This window comes from Paractinoplanes lichenicola (assembly GCF_016785085.1).
In the GTDB taxonomy this organism is placed as follows: domain Bacteria; phylum Actinomycetota; class Actinomycetes; order Mycobacteriales; family Micromonosporaceae; genus Actinoplanes; species Actinoplanes lichenicola.
In genome coordinates this window covers 358,185-375,633 of the sequence record NZ_JAENHO010000009.1, presented here as the reverse complement: position 1 = coordinate 375,633, position 17,449 = coordinate 358,185, and the positions used below count along the sequence as shown (strand labels likewise).

At 69.3% G+C, this 17,449-nt stretch carries 17 protein-coding genes; 7 read left to right on the top strand and 10 right to left on the bottom strand.

Going from position 1 to position 17,449, the window contains the following annotated elements; all coding sequences use genetic code 11:
* Nucleotides 1–2 precede the first annotated feature (2 nt).
* From JKJ07_RS31520 to JKJ07_RS31505, 4 genes are all read right to left on the bottom strand, one after another.
* The gene (locus JKJ07_RS31520; protein ID WP_202995504.1) at nt 3–815 is read right to left on the bottom strand and encodes a carbohydrate ABC transporter permease; all 813 of its coding nucleotides are present in this window, start codon (nt 813–815) and stop codon (nt 3–5) included.
* The gene (locus JKJ07_RS31515; RefSeq protein WP_202995503.1) at nt 812–1,729 is read right to left on the bottom strand and encodes a carbohydrate ABC transporter permease; all 918 of its coding nucleotides are present in this window, start codon (nt 1,727–1,729) and stop codon (nt 812–814) included. Before JKJ07_RS31515 ends, JKJ07_RS31520 begins: the two co-directional genes overlap by 4 nt.
* Entirely contained in the window at nt 1,726–3,033 is a 1,308-nt protein-coding gene (locus tag JKJ07_RS31510) for an ABC transporter substrate-binding protein (protein WP_202995502.1), read from the bottom strand. The genes JKJ07_RS31515 and JKJ07_RS31510 overlap by 4 nt, the downstream gene beginning before the upstream one ends.
* A gap of 160 nt (nt 3,034–3,193) precedes the next feature.
* Nucleotides 3,194–4,021: a LacI family DNA-binding transcriptional regulator gene (locus JKJ07_RS31505; protein WP_202995501.1), complete on the bottom strand. Its 828-nt coding sequence runs from the start codon at nt 4,019–4,021 to the stop codon at nt 3,194–3,196.
* Nucleotides 4,022–4,071: 50 nt separating this feature from the next.
* On the opposite strand from JKJ07_RS31505, the gene JKJ07_RS31500 reads away from it, so the two are divergent.
* The gene (locus JKJ07_RS31500; RefSeq protein WP_202995500.1) at nt 4,072–5,208 is read left to right on the top strand and encodes an ROK family protein; all 1,137 of its coding nucleotides are present in this window, start codon (nt 4,072–4,074) and stop codon (nt 5,206–5,208) included.
* Between the two features lie 526 nt (nt 5,209–5,734).
* On the opposite strand, the gene JKJ07_RS31495 is transcribed toward JKJ07_RS31500, so the two are convergent.
* The 3 genes from JKJ07_RS31495 to JKJ07_RS31485 are packed head-to-tail and all read right to left on the bottom strand — an operon-like array spanning nt 5,735 to nt 7,451.
* Nucleotides 5,735–6,268 (bottom strand): dihydrofolate reductase family protein, encoded by a 534-nt coding sequence (locus JKJ07_RS31495; protein WP_202995499.1) that lies wholly within the window; start codon nt 6,266–6,268, stop codon nt 5,735–5,737.
* 28 nt (nt 6,269–6,296) lie between these two features.
* Complete coding sequence (locus JKJ07_RS31490; RefSeq protein ID WP_202995498.1) at nt 6,297–6,677, bottom strand: YccF domain-containing protein; 381 nt, start codon at nt 6,675–6,677, stop codon at nt 6,297–6,299.
* 36 nt (nt 6,678–6,713) lie between these two features.
* Complete coding sequence (locus tag JKJ07_RS31485) at nt 6,714–7,451, bottom strand: mechanosensitive ion channel domain-containing protein (protein ID WP_202995497.1); 738 nt, start codon at nt 7,449–7,451, stop codon at nt 6,714–6,716.
* Between the two features lie 514 nt (nt 7,452–7,965).
* Here JKJ07_RS31485 and JKJ07_RS31480 point away from each other — a divergent pair.
* From JKJ07_RS31480 to JKJ07_RS31470, 3 genes are all read left to right on the top strand, one after another.
* Nucleotides 7,966–8,787: an oxidoreductase gene (locus JKJ07_RS31480; RefSeq protein ID WP_202995496.1), complete on the top strand. Its 822-nt coding sequence runs from the start codon at nt 7,966–7,968 to the stop codon at nt 8,785–8,787.
* A 9-nt stretch (nt 8,788–8,796) separates the two neighbouring features.
* Nucleotides 8,797–9,336, top strand: coding sequence for a TetR/AcrR family transcriptional regulator (locus tag JKJ07_RS31475; RefSeq protein WP_202995495.1), 540 nt, complete (start codon nt 8,797–8,799; stop codon nt 9,334–9,336).
* A gap of 274 nt (nt 9,337–9,610) precedes the next feature.
* The gene (locus JKJ07_RS31470; protein ID WP_202995494.1) at nt 9,611–11,422 is read left to right on the top strand and encodes a right-handed parallel beta-helix repeat-containing protein; all 1,812 of its coding nucleotides are present in this window, start codon (nt 9,611–9,613) and stop codon (nt 11,420–11,422) included.
* Here JKJ07_RS31470 and JKJ07_RS31465 read toward each other — a convergent pair.
* Nucleotides 11,412–11,939 carry a cysteine hydrolase family protein gene (locus tag JKJ07_RS31465; RefSeq protein ID WP_202995493.1) on the bottom strand — a complete coding sequence of 176 codons (528 nt, stop codon included), beginning with the start codon at nt 11,937–11,939 and terminating at the stop codon, nt 11,412–11,414. The two genes, JKJ07_RS31470 and JKJ07_RS31465, sit on opposite strands and share 11 nt — an antisense overlap.
* A 282-nt stretch (nt 11,940–12,221) precedes the next feature.
* Here JKJ07_RS31465 and JKJ07_RS31460 point away from each other — a divergent pair, with 282 nt between their 5' ends.
* Together JKJ07_RS31460 and JKJ07_RS31455 are read left to right on the top strand one after the other, a co-directional pair.
* Nucleotides 12,222–12,506 (top strand): hypothetical protein, encoded by a 285-nt coding sequence (locus tag JKJ07_RS31460; RefSeq protein WP_202995492.1) that lies wholly within the window; start codon nt 12,222–12,224, stop codon nt 12,504–12,506.
* 99 nt (nt 12,507–12,605) lie between these two features.
* Nucleotides 12,606–13,487 carry an RNA polymerase sigma-70 factor gene (locus JKJ07_RS31455; RefSeq protein WP_202995491.1) on the top strand — a complete coding sequence of 294 codons (882 nt, stop codon included), beginning with the start codon at nt 12,606–12,608 and terminating at the stop codon, nt 13,485–13,487.
* A gap of 10 nt (nt 13,488–13,497) precedes the next feature.
* On the opposite strand, the gene JKJ07_RS31450 is transcribed toward JKJ07_RS31455, so the two are convergent.
* Nucleotides 13,498–14,904: an FGGY family carbohydrate kinase gene (locus JKJ07_RS31450; RefSeq protein WP_202995490.1), complete on the bottom strand. Its 1,407-nt coding sequence runs from the start codon at nt 14,902–14,904 to the stop codon at nt 13,498–13,500.
* 91 nt (nt 14,905–14,995) lie between these two features.
* Here JKJ07_RS31450 and JKJ07_RS31445 point away from each other — a divergent pair, with 91 nt between their 5' ends.
* Nucleotides 14,996–16,498, top strand: a complete 1,503-nt coding sequence (locus JKJ07_RS31445) for an alkaline phosphatase D family protein (protein WP_202995489.1) — start codon at nt 14,996–14,998, stop codon at nt 16,496–16,498.
* Here JKJ07_RS31445 and JKJ07_RS31440 read toward each other — a convergent pair.
* Nucleotides 16,449–17,360 (bottom strand): helix-turn-helix domain-containing protein, encoded by a 912-nt coding sequence (locus JKJ07_RS31440; protein ID WP_202995488.1) that lies wholly within the window; start codon nt 17,358–17,360, stop codon nt 16,449–16,451. The genes JKJ07_RS31445 and JKJ07_RS31440 overlap by 50 nt on opposite strands.
* Nucleotides 17,361–17,449: the final 89 nt, after the last annotated feature.

The window sequence follows — 17,449 nt, the reverse complement described above, 5'->3', positions numbered from 1 at the left end:
ACTCATTTCGTGGCTCCCGCGGTGACGCCGTTGTAGATGAAGCGCTGCAGCAGCAGGAAGATGACAACCGTCGGGATGATGACGATCATCGTGCAGGCGGCGATGGTCTCCCACTGCGCGCCGTACGGGCCCTTGAAGCGGAACAGCGCGGTCGAGATGACGTTGAGCTCCGGGGAGCGCAGGTAGAGGAACGGTATGTAGAACTCGTTGTAGATGGCGATTCCCTTGATGATGACCACGGTCGCGATCGCCGGGCGCATCAGCGGCAGGATGACTTTGCGATAGACGGTGAAGCGGTTCGCGCCGTCGATGACCGCGGCCTCGTCCAGGCTCTTCGGAATCGACGACATGAACTGGATGAAGATGTAGATGGAGACGATGTCGGTGCCGAGGAACAGCACGATCGCGGCCCACGACGTGTTGACCAGGCCCATCGACTTCACGATCTGATACGTCGCCACCTGGGTGGTCACGCCGGGCACGAGCGCGGCCACCAGGAACAGCCCGAGCACGAGGCGCTTGAGGGCGAACGAGAACCGGCTGATCGCGTACGCCGCAAGGGTGCCGACAAACACGGTGCCGGTCAGCGAGATCGCGAGGATGACGGTGGTGTTCCAGAATCCCCGGAGCATGTGCCCCTTGGACCACGCGGTGGCGAAGTTGTCGAAATTGAACCAGTCGCGCGGCGGGGTCAGCGGACCCGTGGTGCTGTATTCGGCGTGCGTCTTGAACGCCGCGAACAGGACGACGACTAGCGGCACGAGCACGACGATCGAGGCGCCGACCAGGGAGGCGTACTTGAAAAAGCGGGTCATGACAGGCTCACCTCGTCGTCGGGGATCAGCCGGCGCTGGATCCAGGTGATGAGCAGGACGAGCAGCAACAGCACCACCGCCATCGCCGACGCCAACCCGATCTGCCGGAATTGGAACGCCGTCTCGTAGGCCTGGATGACGAATGTCCGGGTGCCGTTCGCGCCGCCGGTCATGATGAACGGGATCTCGAAGACGGCCAGGCTGCCCGAGATGGCCAGGATGAAGCTCAGGCTGATGATGCGGCGGATCCCGGGCGCGATGATGTAGCGGAATTGGTGCCAGCGGTTCGCGCCGTCCAGATCGGCCGCCTCGTAGATCTCGCCCGGAATCGACTGGATCGCGCCCAGGAAGAGCACGAAGCTCAGCCCGGTGAACCGCCAGACCGACGTGGCGGCGAGCGAGATGTTCGCGACGTCCGGGTCGCCCAGCCACAAACGCGCCTGGTCGCCCAGTCCCACGATGCGCAGAACACTGTCGAGCGTGCCGCCGGGCTGGAACAGATAGAGGAAGACGAACCCGACGGCGACCCCGTTGAGCAGATACGGGAAGAACAGGATGCCCTTGAACAGATTGCGGAACCGGGTGCTGAACGACAGGATCACCGCGAAATACAGGGCGATCGCGATCTGGGCGAACGACGCGACGAAGTAGTACAGGCTGATCAGAAAGACGCGCCAATAACGCTCGTCGGTGAACACCCGGACGTAGTTGTCCCAGCCCACCGGGTCCATCGCCGGGCTCAGCCCGTCCCACTTGTGGAAGCTGTACCAGACCATGTTACCGACCGGCACATAGGTGAACGTGATGAGCAGAATGAGCGCGGGCGCCAGATAGAACCAGTGGGCGGGAATCTTCCGCTTGGCCGGACGCGCGGTCTCCACCGAAGGCCGGGGACGCGAGAGGAGCACCGTCATCGCATGACCCGGGAGTGCGCGTCACCCCAGCGCTTGTTCAGCTCGGCGAAGTACGAGTCCTTGTCGCCCTTGGCCGCCCCGCGCGCGATGTCGACCAGCTTCTGCCGATAGATGTTGCCGGTCAGGTCGATCTCGGACTCCTTGATGATCTCGTCCTCCTTGCCCGCGTTGGTGGTCGCGGCGGGCAGTTCGACGAGCTCGACCCCGGTGTCCTGGAAGGCCTTGAGCCCGGCCGGCAGCGGCTGCCCGACCGCGGGCGGAATGGCCTCCTGATCGCCGGCGAAGCCCGACTCGTTGACGAACCAGTCGAGCCAGGCCCGTGCGGTCGCCTTGTTGTCCGAACTGCGCGAGACGGCGGCCTTGTAGTCGCCCTCGATGCGCGCGTGGAACTTGCCGCCGGTCTGGTACGGGAACGGCCAGAAGGCGATGTCCTCCGGGTTCGCGCCGGCCGCCTTGGCCGCGTCCTTCATCTGCGGCACCGCCCACGAGCCGAGCAGCATAGTGGCGACCTTGCCGGTGGCGATCATCGGCTTGGAGCCCTCCCAGTTCGTCGTGAGCGGGTCCTTCTCGATGAGTCCGCCGTGCACGATGTCGAACAGGAGACCGTCGGTGATGTATTCGATCTTGCCGGGCTGCCACGGCGCGGGGTCGGCCGGGAACTTGTCGTTGATGGCGGGATCGCCCAGGATCGCGCGCTGGCTGTTGAAGAACCCGAGCGGCCAGCCGTCCTTGTAGTTGGTGTAGAACGGCACCGCGCCGGTCGTCTGCTTGATCTTCGCCAGCCCGCTCAGGAAATCCTCGGGCGTCTTGGGCGGCGCGGTGATGCCGGCCTGCTGCCAGATCCGCTTGTTCACGACCAGGCCGTTCGCGACCCCGCCGATCGACAGCCCGTAGACCTTGCCGTCGAACGCCTTCTCGTCGACGAACCGGTATTTCGCCTTGAGCTCGTCGGTGCTGCCCAGCGGCTCGAAGAACTGCCCGAGCTGGTCGACGGCGACCGTGTTGGGGATCAACAGCACGTCCCCGTAGTCACCCGAGCTGAGCTGCGTCGTGACGTCGCCCTCGTAGTTCGTGACGGGCTCGAAACTGACCTTCGTCCCCGGATACTTCGCCTCAAATTCCTTCCCGTACGCCGGGAGCGCGGTCTCGGCCAGGTCGGTGCGGTTGGTCAGCACCGTGATCTCGCCCGTGATCTCGCCACCCGCGCCGCCGTCGTCGTCGCTGCCCGCGCCACCGGTGCAGCCGGCCGCGAGGGTCAGCGTGGTCGCCAGGCCCAGCCCCAGCAGGTGCCTTCTTGTGGTCATGCCGGTATCCGTTCGCTCAGAAAATCTCATCGAGAAGAGCGGATGCGCGCCGCCCTGTAGAGCGCCCAGCATGGGCCCGCCATTGCAGGCATGTCAACCTTAGATTAATAATTTAAGTGGTCGTGGGATGCGTGAAGAGGAGGCTGAGCTGGTGCAACGGTCAGTTCGTGGTGGCGCGGGCGACGAGGTGGGCGGCCGGGGCCTCGTACACCTCGGCGGGTTTGCCGGCCATGGCGTCGAGCAGCGCTCCGCCGGCGAGCTCGCCGATGCGGCCCACGTCGTGGCTCATCGCGGAGAGCGGCGGCGTCGCGAGCTGGCACAGCGCCGAGTCGTCCCAGGCGACCACCGACACGTCGCCCGGCACGGCGATCGCGCGCTCCCGCAGTTCGTCGAGCACGCCCAGCGCCATCAGGTCGTTGTCGCACATGATGGCGGTCGGATCCTGCGCGAGCAGTTCCGCGACGGCCGCGCGACCCGACTCGTACGAGTAATCGCCTTCGGCCCGCAGCAGGGCCACCCCCCGTACGGTGGCCTCGGTCTCGGCCCCCGTGCGGCGCAGCTGCGTGTGCGCGAAGGTGAGCGGGCCGCTGATGTGCCCGATCACGTGGTGGCCCCGGTCGGCCAGGAAGCGCACGGCCTCCTGCGCGAAACCGGCGTCGTCAGTCCACACCGTCGGCAACCCGGACGCGGTCGACGGCGCGCCCAGCACGACCGCGGGCAGACCGAGCCGCCCGACCAGGGCCACCCGATCGTCGCCGGGCGCGAGATCGACCAGCACCACCCCGTCGACGAGCCGCGCCGCCGCCCACCGCTCGTACACCGCGCTCTCGGCCTCGCGATCGGTGACCACCTGCACCAGCACCGACACGCCGGCCGGGGTCAGCACGCGCTCGAGCCCCTCGAGGAACTCGTGGTAATACGGCTCCTCGCCCAGCACCCGCGACGCACGCGCGAGAACCAGGCCGACCCGCCGCTGAGGCTGTGTCACCCAGGTACGGTAACGCGTGGCCAGCCGCAGGAGACAAGGACCGTACGCCCATGGCACGTCGTGAAGCGCCCGCGGCCGGGCCGGGCAGCCGCGCCCTCGTCGTCGACGTCGTCCGCTCGGCCGTCGCGGTCAGCCGGGTCGAGCTGGCCGAGCTCACCGGCCTGACCCAGCCCTCCATCTCGGGCATCGTGCGCGACCTCATCGCCGACGGGGTCATCCACGAGACCGGCTCCGCCGACTCCGTACGCGGGGCGCCGCGCAAGCTGCTCGCGATCAACCCGGCCAACCGGTTCGGCATCGGCTTCCACCTGGGCCCCGAATCGGTGACGTGCGTGGCGATCGACCTCACCGGCGGCGTCGTCGGCCGCGAGGTGGTGCCGCTGAGCGACGACTTCGGGCAGCGCTTCGACGATTTCGTGGCCGGTCTCGACCTGCCCCGCGACCGCATCGAGGGCCTGGCGATCGTCGCCCCCGCGGGCCGGGTCCCGTCGTCGCGCGGCGTCGAACTGGCGGCCCAGCTCGGCCTGCCCGTGCTGGTCGAGAACGACTCGGCGGCCGCCGCGCTGGGCGAGTTCTGGACCCGCCGGGTGTCCCGCGACCAGGCGTTCGGCAGCGTCTACCTGTCCACGGGAATCGGCGCCGGCCTGGTCTTCGGGGGCGCGCTGTTCCGCGGGGCCAGCTTCGACGCGGGCGAACTAGGACACCTCTCCATCGCGTACGACGGGCGGCCGTGCCCCTGCGGCAACCGCGGCTGCGTCGAACGGTACGCCTCCATGGCCGCCACCGTCGCCGCCGCGCGCGAACACCCGGGCCTGTCCGCCCGCCTGCGCTTGGACGGGTCACTGCCGAGCGCGTACGACGCCCTTGCCCGGGCCGCCGTGAGCGGTGACGCCGAGGCATTCGCGCTGGTCGACGAGGCGGCGGGATATCTGGCAGTGGCCGTGACGTCGACGGTCAACCTGCTCGACCTCGGCCGGCTGGTGCTGACCGGGCCGGGGATGGCGGTGGCGGGATCGATCTATGCCCGCCGGCTGCGGAATCACTTGGCGGCGACTGCGCACGCCCGCCGACGCCACGAGGTCGTGGTCGAACTGTCGGCCCAGCCCCGCGACGCAGCCGCCATCGGCGCGGCGGCCCTGGTCGTCCAGGCCTCGATCGCCCCGGGCCACACCCGCTCACCCTCGTAAGCGGCCGCTCGGCGTCTCAACGCCCGCTACCAGTCGAGGCCGACCCGCCACTCGCTGAGCGGGAGAACGGCGAAGCGCTCACCCTCAACCGGCGGACGACCGAGCAGGTCCTCGACAGCTTGCCCGCGGCCCTTACGCGCCGGCATGCCAGGCCGTCGGTTCACCTCGCCGATGAGCCGCCATGCGCCGTCACCAGCCTCTTGCAACACGACGTACTTCGCAGCCATATGAACCCCCGTGAATTGACCTTGGAGTCCCAATAGGACCCTCCCCCGAGACCCCCCACCCTGGGGGCTTTGATTTTTCGGGTGTGGACGCTACGCCACGGCGGGACGGCTTCGACGGTTATCCACAATTCCGAGTTATCCACAGGAGCCGATCAGGGCAGGAGCGATCACGAGGTGAGCTCGCTATCGTCGGCGCCAACCCGAGCACCTGGCCTCGGCGATCGTTCGAGCCGCACGCTTTTGCCCCACCGAGGCGCGGCGCGGGCGCCCCGGTGGTGACGATTGCGGGTGACGGGTGGCTACCGGCGCACCTCGTAGTCGAGCAGGAGGCCACCCGAGGAGGTCGGCCGGGAACGGAGGAGGTGCAGCTTGGTGAGCGGTTTGTCGTCCTCGAACAGCTTGCGCCCGCGGCTCGCGACGACCGGGTAGACGACCAGGCTGATCCGGTCGATGAGTCCGGCGGCCAGAAGTGCGCGGGACAGGCCGATGCTGCCGTGCACCCCGATGTCGCCGCCCGGCTGGGATTTGAGCTCGCGAACGACATCGAGCGACGACGCGACTGTCGTCTTCGCCCATTCCACGGACGGCGTCGACGACGTGAAGACGTACTTGGGAACGCTGTTGATGAAATCGGCGAACGGCTGCATGTCCGAGGTCGGCCAGTAGGACGCCCACTCGTCGTATTGGGCCCGGCCGAGCAGCACGGTGTCCTGCGCGCCGATCAGGTCGGCGAGGTTGGCGTGCATCAGCTCGTCGAACTCGAAGACGAAATTGTCGGGGCTTTCCGCGACGCCGTCGAGGGACATCAGGGTGTAGAGCACAACGTTTCGCATGCGGGTAGGACCGCCGGGCCGGGCGGAACTAATCGGCCAGCTCGACGATTTCCCGGCCCAGGGGCCAGAAAGCGACCGGGACCAGCTTGAAGTTCGCGATGCCGAACGGGATGCCGATGATGGTCACGCACAGGGCGATACCGGCCACGATGTGCGTGAGGGCGAGCCACCAGCCGGCCACGACCACCCAGATGATGTTGCCGAGACCCGACGCCACGCCGATCCCGGGGCGGCTGACCACCGTGCGCCCGAACGGCCACAGCGAATACACCGCCAGCCGCAGCGAGGCGATCCCGAACGGGATGGTCACGATCAGCACGAAACAGATGAGGGCGGCCAGTCCGTAACCGATCGCGAGCACGAAGCCGCTGCCGAAGATGAACCAGAGAACGTTCAGTATCAGTCGCACAGATCAAGCATGCCCGGTGGAATCAAGCAGCCCGGTTCACTCGCCGTTGTCTTTGCGGTTCGCATCGTCGGCGGTCTCCGCAATGGCGGCGGCGGTGGCCAGCGCGGCCGCGTCGTGATCGGCCGGCACCGGATCGGCCGGGTCGGCCGGCTGATCGTCGGGCTCGCCCTCGGACGGCCCGACCGCGGAGGCCAGCAGCGCCGAATTCGGAATGTTCAGCGGCCCTTCCGACGTCTCGAGCACCGTGTAGAGCAGGCCGGCCGAGATGATCGTGCCGTAATGCGGCCCGCCGATCGCGCCGGACAGAACGCGCACCTGCTGCCCGGGAATGTACGGACGCGCGAAAAGCAGCACGAGCCCCGCGAACAGGTTGCTCAGCACCGGCTGCGCGGCCAGGCCCAGGATCACGCCGGTGACCGCGCCGCCGACGAGCAGATGCTGCAGCCCCACGCCGAGCAGGTCGCACACCGCGAACACGGCGATCAGATAGCCGCCCAGCAGCACGAGCAGCCGCAGCGGCGTGGCTGCCGCGTCACCCGCGCGCATCTGCGTGACGCGATGAACCTCACGCGATGCCGTGCGGCTGGCCATGATCCCGCCCACGGCGACCACGACCGCGCACCCGTACGCGATCAGCCGATCCCGCAACTCGACCGACTTGATGTCACCGACCTGGCTGCCGACGATCAGCGCGGCCAGCGCAACCAGCCCGTACACCACCGTCTTGCGGAAGTCGGGTCGAACATGCTGTTCCAACAGCGGCACTCCGAACATGGTGACGCGATCCTATCGGTGCCACGACAAGATCAGAGGGCGGCCTCCAAACGTCCGACCATTATCCGTAACTTTCGGAAAACCTGAAACCCCTTTCCCGTACGAGGGTCTGGCCGCCCCCAAGGACCCGAGGGGCTCACCGGTCCTGAGCAGTCAGTAAGCTCGCGGCCACACCGAGCAGTTACCGCCATCTTTCCGTAAGTTGTTGACTTCGCGAGACGCCCGCCACAGGATGGAAGTCATCGACGGGCCTCAAAATCCGCCGATCCGGGCCCGCGAAGGCCCGGCCTGCCGGTGTCGTCCCCGCCGGGCTCCGGCCGGCAGTCCGCGCTGCGACGGCGCCGACGTGCGGTGGCCCCCACCCTTGGCCACCGAATCCGCCACGTCGGCGCCGTCGCTCGCTCTTACGCACCCCCCAGCAGGGCCACATGCAGGCGCCCACCCTCTTGCACAAAAGATGAACCGTGGTTCATGCTAGACGAACATGAACCGCGGCTCAGCTTAGGAGAGGGATATGGCAGTCAAGGTCGCCCTGGTCACCGGGGCATCGGCCGGCATCGGCGAGGCGACAGCGCTCGAGCTGCAGCGTCTCGGCTATGTCGTCTACGCCGGGGCACGCCGCGTCGACCGCATGGCCGGCCTGCGGGACAAGGGCATCCGCACCCTCGCGCTGGACGTCACCGACGAGGAGTCGGCGCGGCAGGCGGTGGCGACGATCGAGGCCGAGCAGGGCCGCATCGACGTGCTGGTCAACAACGCTGGCTACGGCTCGTACGGAGCTGTCGAGGACGTGACCCTGAGCGAGGGCCAGCGCCAGTTCGACGTCAACGTGTTCGGGGCGATCCGGCTGATCCAGCTCGTCACGCCGGTCATGCGGCGGCAGAGGTCCGGGCGCATCATCAACGTGTCCTCGGTCGGCGGAGAAATCCACACGCCGTTCGGGGCCTGGTATCACGGCAGCAAGTTCGCCCTCGAAGGCATGAGCAACGTGCTGCGCATCGATCTGGCCCCGTTCGGCATCGACGTCGTGGTGGTCCAGCCCGGTTCCACCAAGAGCGAGTGGTCGGGGATCGCCGCCGAGCACCTGCGGGAGACGTCCGGCCGGGGCCCGTACGCCCGAGCCGCCACGAACCACGCCAAGGCCATGACGACCGGGCCGCTGCACGACAACGCTTCCGACCCGTCGGTCATCGCGAAGACGATCGGCGCGAGCGTCACGGCGCGCCGGCCCCGCACCCGGTACGTGACCGGCTACTACGCCCGGCCGGTGCTAACGTTGCGCCGGGTGCTGCCGGAGCGCGGCTTCGACCGGATCATTTCTCGCAGCATGGGATGAGGGGCGTCCATGCGCGCTGACGCGCGACGTAACCAGGAGCGAATCCTCGCCGCCGCCAAAGCGCAGATCACGATCCACGGCCCGGACGTCGGCATGGACGAGATCGCCAAGGCGGCCGAGGTGGCCGTGGGCACCCTCTACCGGCACTACCCGACCAAGACCCACCTCGTCGAAGCCGTCCTGATGAGCTTCATGGAGTGGATCGTCGTCCGGGCCGAGAACGCCGCCACCGCCCTGGGTGGCCCCGGCGACGCCATGGCTCAGATCGAGCAGCTGCTGACCGAGTTCATGGACGAGGCCGCCACCAACGAGGGCCTGAAGGCAGCCGCGCAGACCCTCGACGCCGCCTACACCACCAAGGAACAGGAAGAGCGCGGCCTGGCCGCCCTGCGGATCCTGGTCGACGCGGCCAGGAGCGACGGCGACCTCGGCGAGACGGTCAGCCCCGACGACATCTACCTCATGATGATCGGCGCGCCCGCCTCGCTGCCCAAGCCGTCCCGCGACCGCTGGCTGCAGATCCTGCTGTGCGGCCTGCGGACGGCGTAAGCGGTCTCCACGAACTGAGGCCGGGGGACGGCCGGGCCGTTGGCCGCGGCGGCCCGGGTCAGCCGGATCGGCGCGCAGTCCTCGGCTCGGATAGCCCGTAATAGGGCACTGCAACAAACCTGCAAATGGATTTTATTGACCGCCGTATATGGGCGGTGCAATTCTTCAGGTCGGTCAACCCGTCCTGGACGACTGCAAATAAGCGGCCCCATTGTTGCAGGATCCGCGTCCGGACCGTGATGGCGTCGTCCATTCGCGTCAAGGAGATTCTTTCATGTCACCCTCCCCACGGACCCGCCGCGGCTTGCTCGCCGCCGGCCTGGCCGGGCTGGTCACGGCCGGCCTGGTCGTCTCGGTGACCACCGCCGAGGCGGCCACAGTGTTCTCCAGCAATTTCGAGTCGGGCGCGAGCGGCTGGTCGAAATCGGGCGGCAGCTGGTCGCTCGTTTCCGACGGTTCGCAGGCGTACGCGCAAACCGACACCGGCAGTGAGCGCGCCCGGCAGTTCGCCGGCGACACGAGCTGGACGAACTATTCGGTGCAGGCTCGCGTGAAGGCGACCGCGTTCGGCTCCACCGCCGGCGTCGTCGCGCTGACCGCCCGGGCGGCCGGCGCGACCAAGATGTATCGGCTGTCGCTGACCGGCGCCAACCGCGTGCAGCTGGAGGCGATGAACGGCAGCGCGATCAATGTGCTGGGCAGCCTCAGCCAGTCGATCTCGACGAGCACCTGGTACACGCTGCGGCTGAACGTCAGCGGGAGCACGATCAGCGGCACGGTCAACGGCACCAGCGTCGGGTCGGCCACCGACACGTCGATCGCGGCCGGGCGGATCGGGCTGCTCACCGAGTCGGCCGCCGGGCGCTTCGACGACGTGGTGGTGGACGACGCCGGCGGCACGACCCCAACGACCCCGCCCGCGACGACTCCGCCTGCCACCACTCCGCCCGCGACCACGCCGCCGGCCACCACTCCCCCGGCGACTACGCCCCCGCCCACCAGCGGCGCTCTCTACGTCGCCCCGAACGGCAGCGCGTCGGCCGACGGCTCGCTGGCCAACCCGACCACCCTGGCCAGCGCGATCACCCGGGTGGCGGCGGGCGGCACGATCTATCTGCGCGGCGGGACGTACTCCTTCGCGCAGACGGTCACGATCGCGGCCGGAAACAACGGCACTTCGAGTGCTCGCAAGAGGCTCACCGCGTACGCGGGGGAAGTGCCGGTCTTGAACTTCGCCGCGCAATCGGAGGACCCGGCCAATCGCGGGCTCGCCGTGAACGGAAACTACTGGCACCTGTACGGCATTGTGGTCGAGCGGGCCGGCGACAACGGCATCTTCGTGGGCGGCAGCAACAACATTTTCGAGCGTACGGTCACGCGTTTCAACCGGGACAGCGGGCTGCAGATCTCGCGCATCGCCTCCGACACGCCGCAGAGCAATTGGCCCGCGAACAACCTCGTGCTGAGCGCGGAATCGCACGACAACGCCGACTCCGACGGTGAGGACGCGGACGGTTTCGCGGCCAAGCTGACGGTCGGCAGCGGCAACACGTTCCGCTATGCGGTGTCGCACAACAACATCGACGACGGCTGGGATCTGTACACGAAAACCGACACCGGGCCGATCGGGCCGGTCACCATCGAGGACTCGCTCGCCTACAACAACGGCACGCTCTCGAACGGCGGGCAGGCCGGCAACGGCGACCGCAACGGCTACAAGCTGGGCGGCGAGGACATCGGCGTGAACCACACGATCCGGCGCAACATCGCCTACAAGAACGGCAAGCACGGGTTCACGTACAACCGGAATCTGGGCACGATGAGCGTCTCGAACAATGTCAGCATCGACAACACCGAACGCAACTTCTCGTTCGACGGCGGCTCGTCGGTGTTCCGCAGCAACACGTCGTGCCGATTCGCGAGCGGCTCCAACGACAAAATCGTCGGCAACAGCGACAGCTCGAATCAGTTCTGGAGCGGAACGAACGGTTCGCGCTGCTCCACCATGTCCGGCGCCCTGGCGTGGTCGTTCGCCTCGAACGGCAGCCTGGTCGTGACCCTGGGCGGGCGCGTGGTCACGCCGTAAACGCAGCGATCGAGGTCACCTCGGCCTGCATGGGAAACACCTTCTCGACCAGGACCCGATGCACCTCGGGATCGTTGTCGAGGCAGCCGTCGGCCAGGACTGTCAGCTCGAAGTCCCGGTCGGCGGCCTCCCGCAGCGTCGACAGCACGACGCCACTGGTCGCAATTCCGGTCAACACCAGTTCCCGTACGCCCTGAGCCCGCAGCACGACGTCGAGGTCGCTCCCAGTGAACGCGCTGACCCGCCGCTTGACGACCACGATGTCGCCGGGCCGCGGAGCGACGTCGGGGTGGATCGGATTCGGCCGGCCGGGCATCCCCCGGAGCCGCCCGAACATCCGGTTGCTCGCGCTCACCTCCGGCGCCCCGTCCCGGAACCCGACGGTCACGTAGATGACCGGCATCGCTCGTTCGTGCGCGAAGCTGATCGCGCCGGCCAGCCGCGGCAAGTAGTCCGGGTCCGGATAGCGGGCGACCACCGCTTCCTGCACGTCCATCACCAGCAGGGCCTTAGTCATCACACCGACCACCCATCCACGCCGCCATAAGTCATCACTTGTTTACTTGATCATGTAGCCAGAGTCAACACTTGCTGACTTGCCGCCGCGCGCAGCCTCGAGGAAGCCGAGGGCCGCGGGCGGGCCGCGGGCGCGAGGGAGGTGCGGACACGTGCGCGAGGGCGGTGCGGAGGCAGTGCGGACGCGAACAGCACGGGCGCGAAGTGCACAGCGAATCCGTGATGGCTGCGAGGCGGCCGCGGACTCAGTGGCCGCTTTGCTAGGCGTAGTTACCGTGCGGGCATGAAGCGGACGGATGAGCAAGTTCGCTCAGCTGCGCGCACCTACTGGGCCATCGGCCTGGTCCTCTATGGATACCTCTCCTACCAGGGTTACCGAACTCTCGGCGACAACTCCGCCCTCCTGCTGCTCACACCGCTCGCCGGAGCATCGGCAGGCGCGATCATAGGGTGGCGCAAAGGCGGACAGAGCCTCGCGTTGCTGCACGCCGCGGTCTGGCTTCTGATCACGACCGCTGGGGTGTGGGCGCTTGCCGTGACCGCGTTCCTGGTCGTGCTCTCCACGTAAAAGGGACTGTCACACGGCTGCGAGTGGCGGTGACTGAAGGGGGTCTACGACGAGGAGGACCCGGATGAGTATGGCCCGCACCGGTGGCAGGTCCCCGGCATGAGCGACGCGCACACCGACAGTTTTGTCGCGCATCGGAATCTGCTCTTCACTGTCGCGTACGAGATGCTCGGTTCGGCCGCCGACGCCGAGGATGCGCTGCAGGAGACGTGGCTGCAGTGGATCAAAGTCGAGTTCCCGGCCGTACGGGATCCTCGGGCTTTTCTGGTGCGCATCACCACGCGGCAGGCGCTGAACCGGCTGCGCACGGTGCGGCGCCGGCGGGAGGCGTACGTGGGCTCGTGGCTGCCGGAACCCCTGCTCACCACGCCGGACGTGGCCGAGGACGTGGAGCTGGCCGAAAGCGTCTCGATGGCGCTCATGCTCGTGCTGGAGACGTTGTCGCCGACCGAGCGCGCGGTGTTCGTGCTGCGTGAGGCGTTCGACGTCGGCTATGACGAGATCGCCGAGGCGGTCGACAAGACCCCGGCCGCCGTACGCCAGATCGCTCATCGCGCGCGCAAACATGTGGACGCTCGCCGGCCGCGCGAGGCGGTCACCGCGGCCGAGACGCGCGCCGCCCTCGACTCGTTCCGGCGGGCCCTCGAGACCGGGGATCTGCGGGGGCTCCTCGACGTGCTCGCGCCCGACGTCGTGCTGATCGCCGACGGCGGCGGCTTCAAGCAGGCCATGCCCCGGCCGGTCGTGAGCGCGGACCGGGTGGCCCGCTTCATGCGCGGCGGCTACGGCCGGGACGCGCATCGCCTCACCGTCGGGCCGACCACCATCAACGGCAGCCCGGCGCTGGTCATCAGCCTCGGCGGCGAACTCGACGGGGTGCTCACGGCCCATCTCGACGGCGGCCGGATCGCCGCGCTCTACTACGTGCGCAACCCGCAGAAGCTGTCCCGGGTGGAGAGCCCGACGCCCCTGTCCCGCTGACGCCGGGCGATCACGAGCCGAGGACGGCGTGCCAGCGGGCCAGGTAGTCGGCGGCCCGCTCGGCCGGCCAGACCGGCTCATAGGTGGCGACCGGTGACCAGCCACCCACGACGTCGGCGATCGACACGGCCGGGTCGAGCGCCACCCGGGCGCACGCGGCCGCCCCGAGAGCAGTCGCGTGCGGCGACGGATAAACCTCGACGGGCAGCTGCGCCAGATCGGCCTGGGCCTGCATGAGCACCCGCGAACGGGTCAGTCCCCCGTCCACCCGCAGCCGGGTCAGCGGGGTCCCGAGGTCGTCCCCGGTCAGCGTGATCAGCGCGGCGACCTGGGCCGCGATCCCGTCGAGGACCGCCCGCACGAGCTCGCCGCGTCCGGTGCTGAGCGTCATGCCGGTCAGCGAGGCGCCCGCCGCCGGATCCCACCAGGGCGCGGCCAGCCCGGCCAGCGCGGGCACGCACAGCACCCCGCCCGCATCGGCGGCGGCCACCGTGTCGAGCTGATCAGCCCCGCCGATCAGGCCCAGCTCACCCAGCCACCGCACGGCCGCTCCCGCCGTGTAGACCTGCCCGTCCACGCAATAGTTCGTCGAGCCCCGCAGCCGCCACGCGATCGAGGTGGCCAGCCCGCACCCCGAGCGCGCCGCCGCCGAGCCGAGCTGGGCCAGCAGAAAAGCCCCGGTCCCGTACGTGCATTTGGCCGTCCCCGCATCGAGACAGTTCTCGGCGAGCAACGCGGCCTGCTGGTCGACGATCAGCCCGGTCACCGGCACCGAGCCGCCGAACGCCGAGGTCGTCCCCACGATCTCGTCGCCGGCCACGATCGCCGGCAGTTCCTCGCCGCCCAGCCCGAACAGGTCGAGCAGCTCCCCGCTCCACGTCACCGCGTCGAGGTCGAGCAGCAGCGACCGGCTCGCCGTGGCCGCGTCGGTGACGAACGCGCCGCACAGCCGGTGCACGAGCCAGGTGTCGGTGGTGGTGACCACGCCCTCGCTCGTGCGTTGCTCGCGCAGCCAGCGCATCTTCGGCGCCGAGAAGTACGGGTCGAGGACGAGCCCGGTCAGCTCGGCCACCCGCCGCGCCGAGCCGGATCGCCGGTCGCAGACGGTTTGCGCCCGGCGGTCCTGCCAGACGATCGCCGTTCCGAGCGGTTCTCCCGTACGCCGGTCCCACGCGAGAACGGTTTCCCCCTGGTTCGCCAGCGCGACCGCGGCCAGGGGCACCCCGGCCGCCGCGACGGCCCGCCGACCGGCCCCGAGCACCGAGCCGAGCAGCTCCCGCGGGTCCTGTTCGGCCCCACCGCCGTCCAGGTAGACCGGGTGCACCGGTTCGAACGCCGTCGCCAGGACCGATCCGTTCTCGCCGGTGACGACCGCCTTGGTCCCGGACGTGCCCTGATCGATGGCCAGGATGTTCATCAATGGCAGCCTAGTGACGAATGTTGCCCCGTTCGAGGTAGCGGCGCGCATCCCCGCCCCGGCCGGCGGCGAGCCGTAGTTGGCTGGCCCGGTGACCAAGGTCAGTCGCCGCACGTTCGTCCTGGGCAGTCTCGGCGCCGTGGTCGCGCCGCCCGCCCCCGCCTACCCCTTCACGCTCGGCGTCGCCTCCGGTGAGCCGGCCCACGACAGCGTGGTGCTGTGGACGCGGCTGGCCCCCGTGCCGCTGGCCGAGGACGGGCAGGGCGGCATGTCTCGCGCCGACGTGGCCGTCGACTGGCAGGTGTCGGCCACCGACTCGTTCGCCAAGCCCCTCGCGTACGGGACCGTGACCGCTCGCCACGCCGACGCGCATTCCGTGCACGTCGTCGCGGGCGGGCTCGCCCCGGACGCCGACTACTTCTACCGGTTCCGTACGCAGGGTCACATCTCCCCCGTCGGCCGCACCCGCACGACACCGGCCGTGAACGCGACGGGACGCGACCTGACGATGCTGTTCGCCTCGTGCGCGAACTTCGAGCACGGCTTCTTCACGGCGTACCGGCGCATGGCCGAGGAGAATCCGGGGCTGATCCTGCATCTGGGCGACTACATCTACGAGGGTGCGCCCAGTCCGGAGCGCCCGCGGCAGCATCTCGGTCCCGAGGTTCTGACGCTGGCGGACTACCGGCGCCGGTACGGGCAGTACAAGGTGGATCCGGATCTGCAGGCCGCCCACGCCGTCGCGCCGTGGCTGGTCGTGCCGGACGATCACGACGTCGAGAACGACTACGCCGGGACCCATCGGCTCGACAACATTCCCCCGCTGACCCAAGCTCAGTGGACGGCCCGGCACACCGCCGCGTATCGCGCCTACTACGAGCATCTGCCGCTGCGTCCGAGCGCCGCCCCGTTCGGCACCAGCATGCGTGTCTACCGCCGGATCCGGTGGGGCAGGCTGGCCACCTTCCACATGCTCGACACCCGCCAGTTCCGTGACCCGCAGGCCTGCGGCGGCGCCTTCACGAACTGCCCCGACGCGGATCGGCCCGGTCGCACCATCACCGGCCAGGCGCAGGAGAAATGGCTGCTCGACGGCCTGGCCAAACACGAGGCGACCTGGGACGTGCTCGGCCAGCAGGTGTTCTTCGCCCAGCACCTCGACGCCCGGGGCGCGGGAACCATGGACTACTGGGACGGCTATCGCGCCTCCCGCGCCCGCCTGCAGCAGGGCTGGACCGACCGCAAGGTCCGCAACCCCGTCGTGCTGACCGGCGACATCCACCAGGCCTGGGCCAACGAGCTCAAGGCGAACTACAAAGACCCGAGCTCCCGTACGGTCGGAACCGAGCTGGTCTGCACGTCGATCACCTCCCGCGGCGACGGCACCCCCACCACCGCGGTGCCCCTGGCCGCCACGAACCCCCACCTCAAGTTCTATTCCGACCGCCGGGGCTACGTCCGCACCACGATCGCCCGCGACCGCCTCCGCGCCGACTTCCGCGCCCTCGACACCGTCACCCGCCGCGACGCCCCCGCCCGTACGGTCAAATCGTTTGTGATTCTCGACGGGAAGCCCGGGTTGCGGACCCCCTAGCGTCGCCGGCCAGGTGGGCGAGCAGGGTGAGGGCCTCGGCGGACGGGGAGCCGGCGGCGGCGGTGTAGGTGACCAGGCGCTGGCCGATCGTGTCGGCCGTGCTCAGGGCCTGCTCGGTCAGGGTGAGGTGGCCGACCAGCGGGTGCCGCAGCTCGTGCGGGGACGAGGCGCACGTCGTGACGCGGTGGTCGGCCCACATGGCGGCGAAGTCGGGGCTGCCCACGGCCAGGGCACCGACCAGCTCGGCCAGGGCCGGGTCGTCGGGGAAGCGGCCGGCGAACAGGCGCAGGCAGCCGACGTCGGCGCGGGCCTTGGTCTGCCAGTCGACGAACAGCTCGCGCAGCTCGGGGTCGAGGAAGACCAGCTTGGCGATGTTGGGGCGGGTGGCCGGGCTGGCCGGGGCGTCGGCGGGCAGGTGACCGGCGAGCAGGGCGTGGCCGAGCGGGTTCCAGGCCAGCACGTCCTTGCGGGCGCCGACGATCATCGCGGGCACCGGGCCGATCGCGTGCATCAGCTCCAGCAGGCCCGGCTCCGGCTTCTCGACCGCAGGGCGGCGGATGCGGCGGGGGCCGGTGCCGTCGGCGGCCAGGCTGTGCAGGTGCAGGCGCTCGGTGTCGTCCAGGCGCAGCGCGGCGGCCAGCGCGTCGAGCACCTGCGGGGAGGCGTGGCGGGACTGGCCCTGCTCGAGCCGCGTGTAGTACGACGAGCTGACCCCGGCCAGCAGCGCCAGCTCCTCGCGCCGCAGGCCCTCGACGCGCCGCCGGTCCCCGTACCGGCTCAGGCCGGCCTGCGCGGGCGTGACACGGGCCCGATGCGCCTGCAGGAACTCGCCGAGCGTGCCGGCGATCTTCGAGGTGGTCATGCCGCAAGTATGCGCCGGGCCGGGCCGGGTTTCCTGATCCTGCCAGGGGTAGGAAACGCCGGGTCTGGGCGGCCCCGATCGGCCGCCGC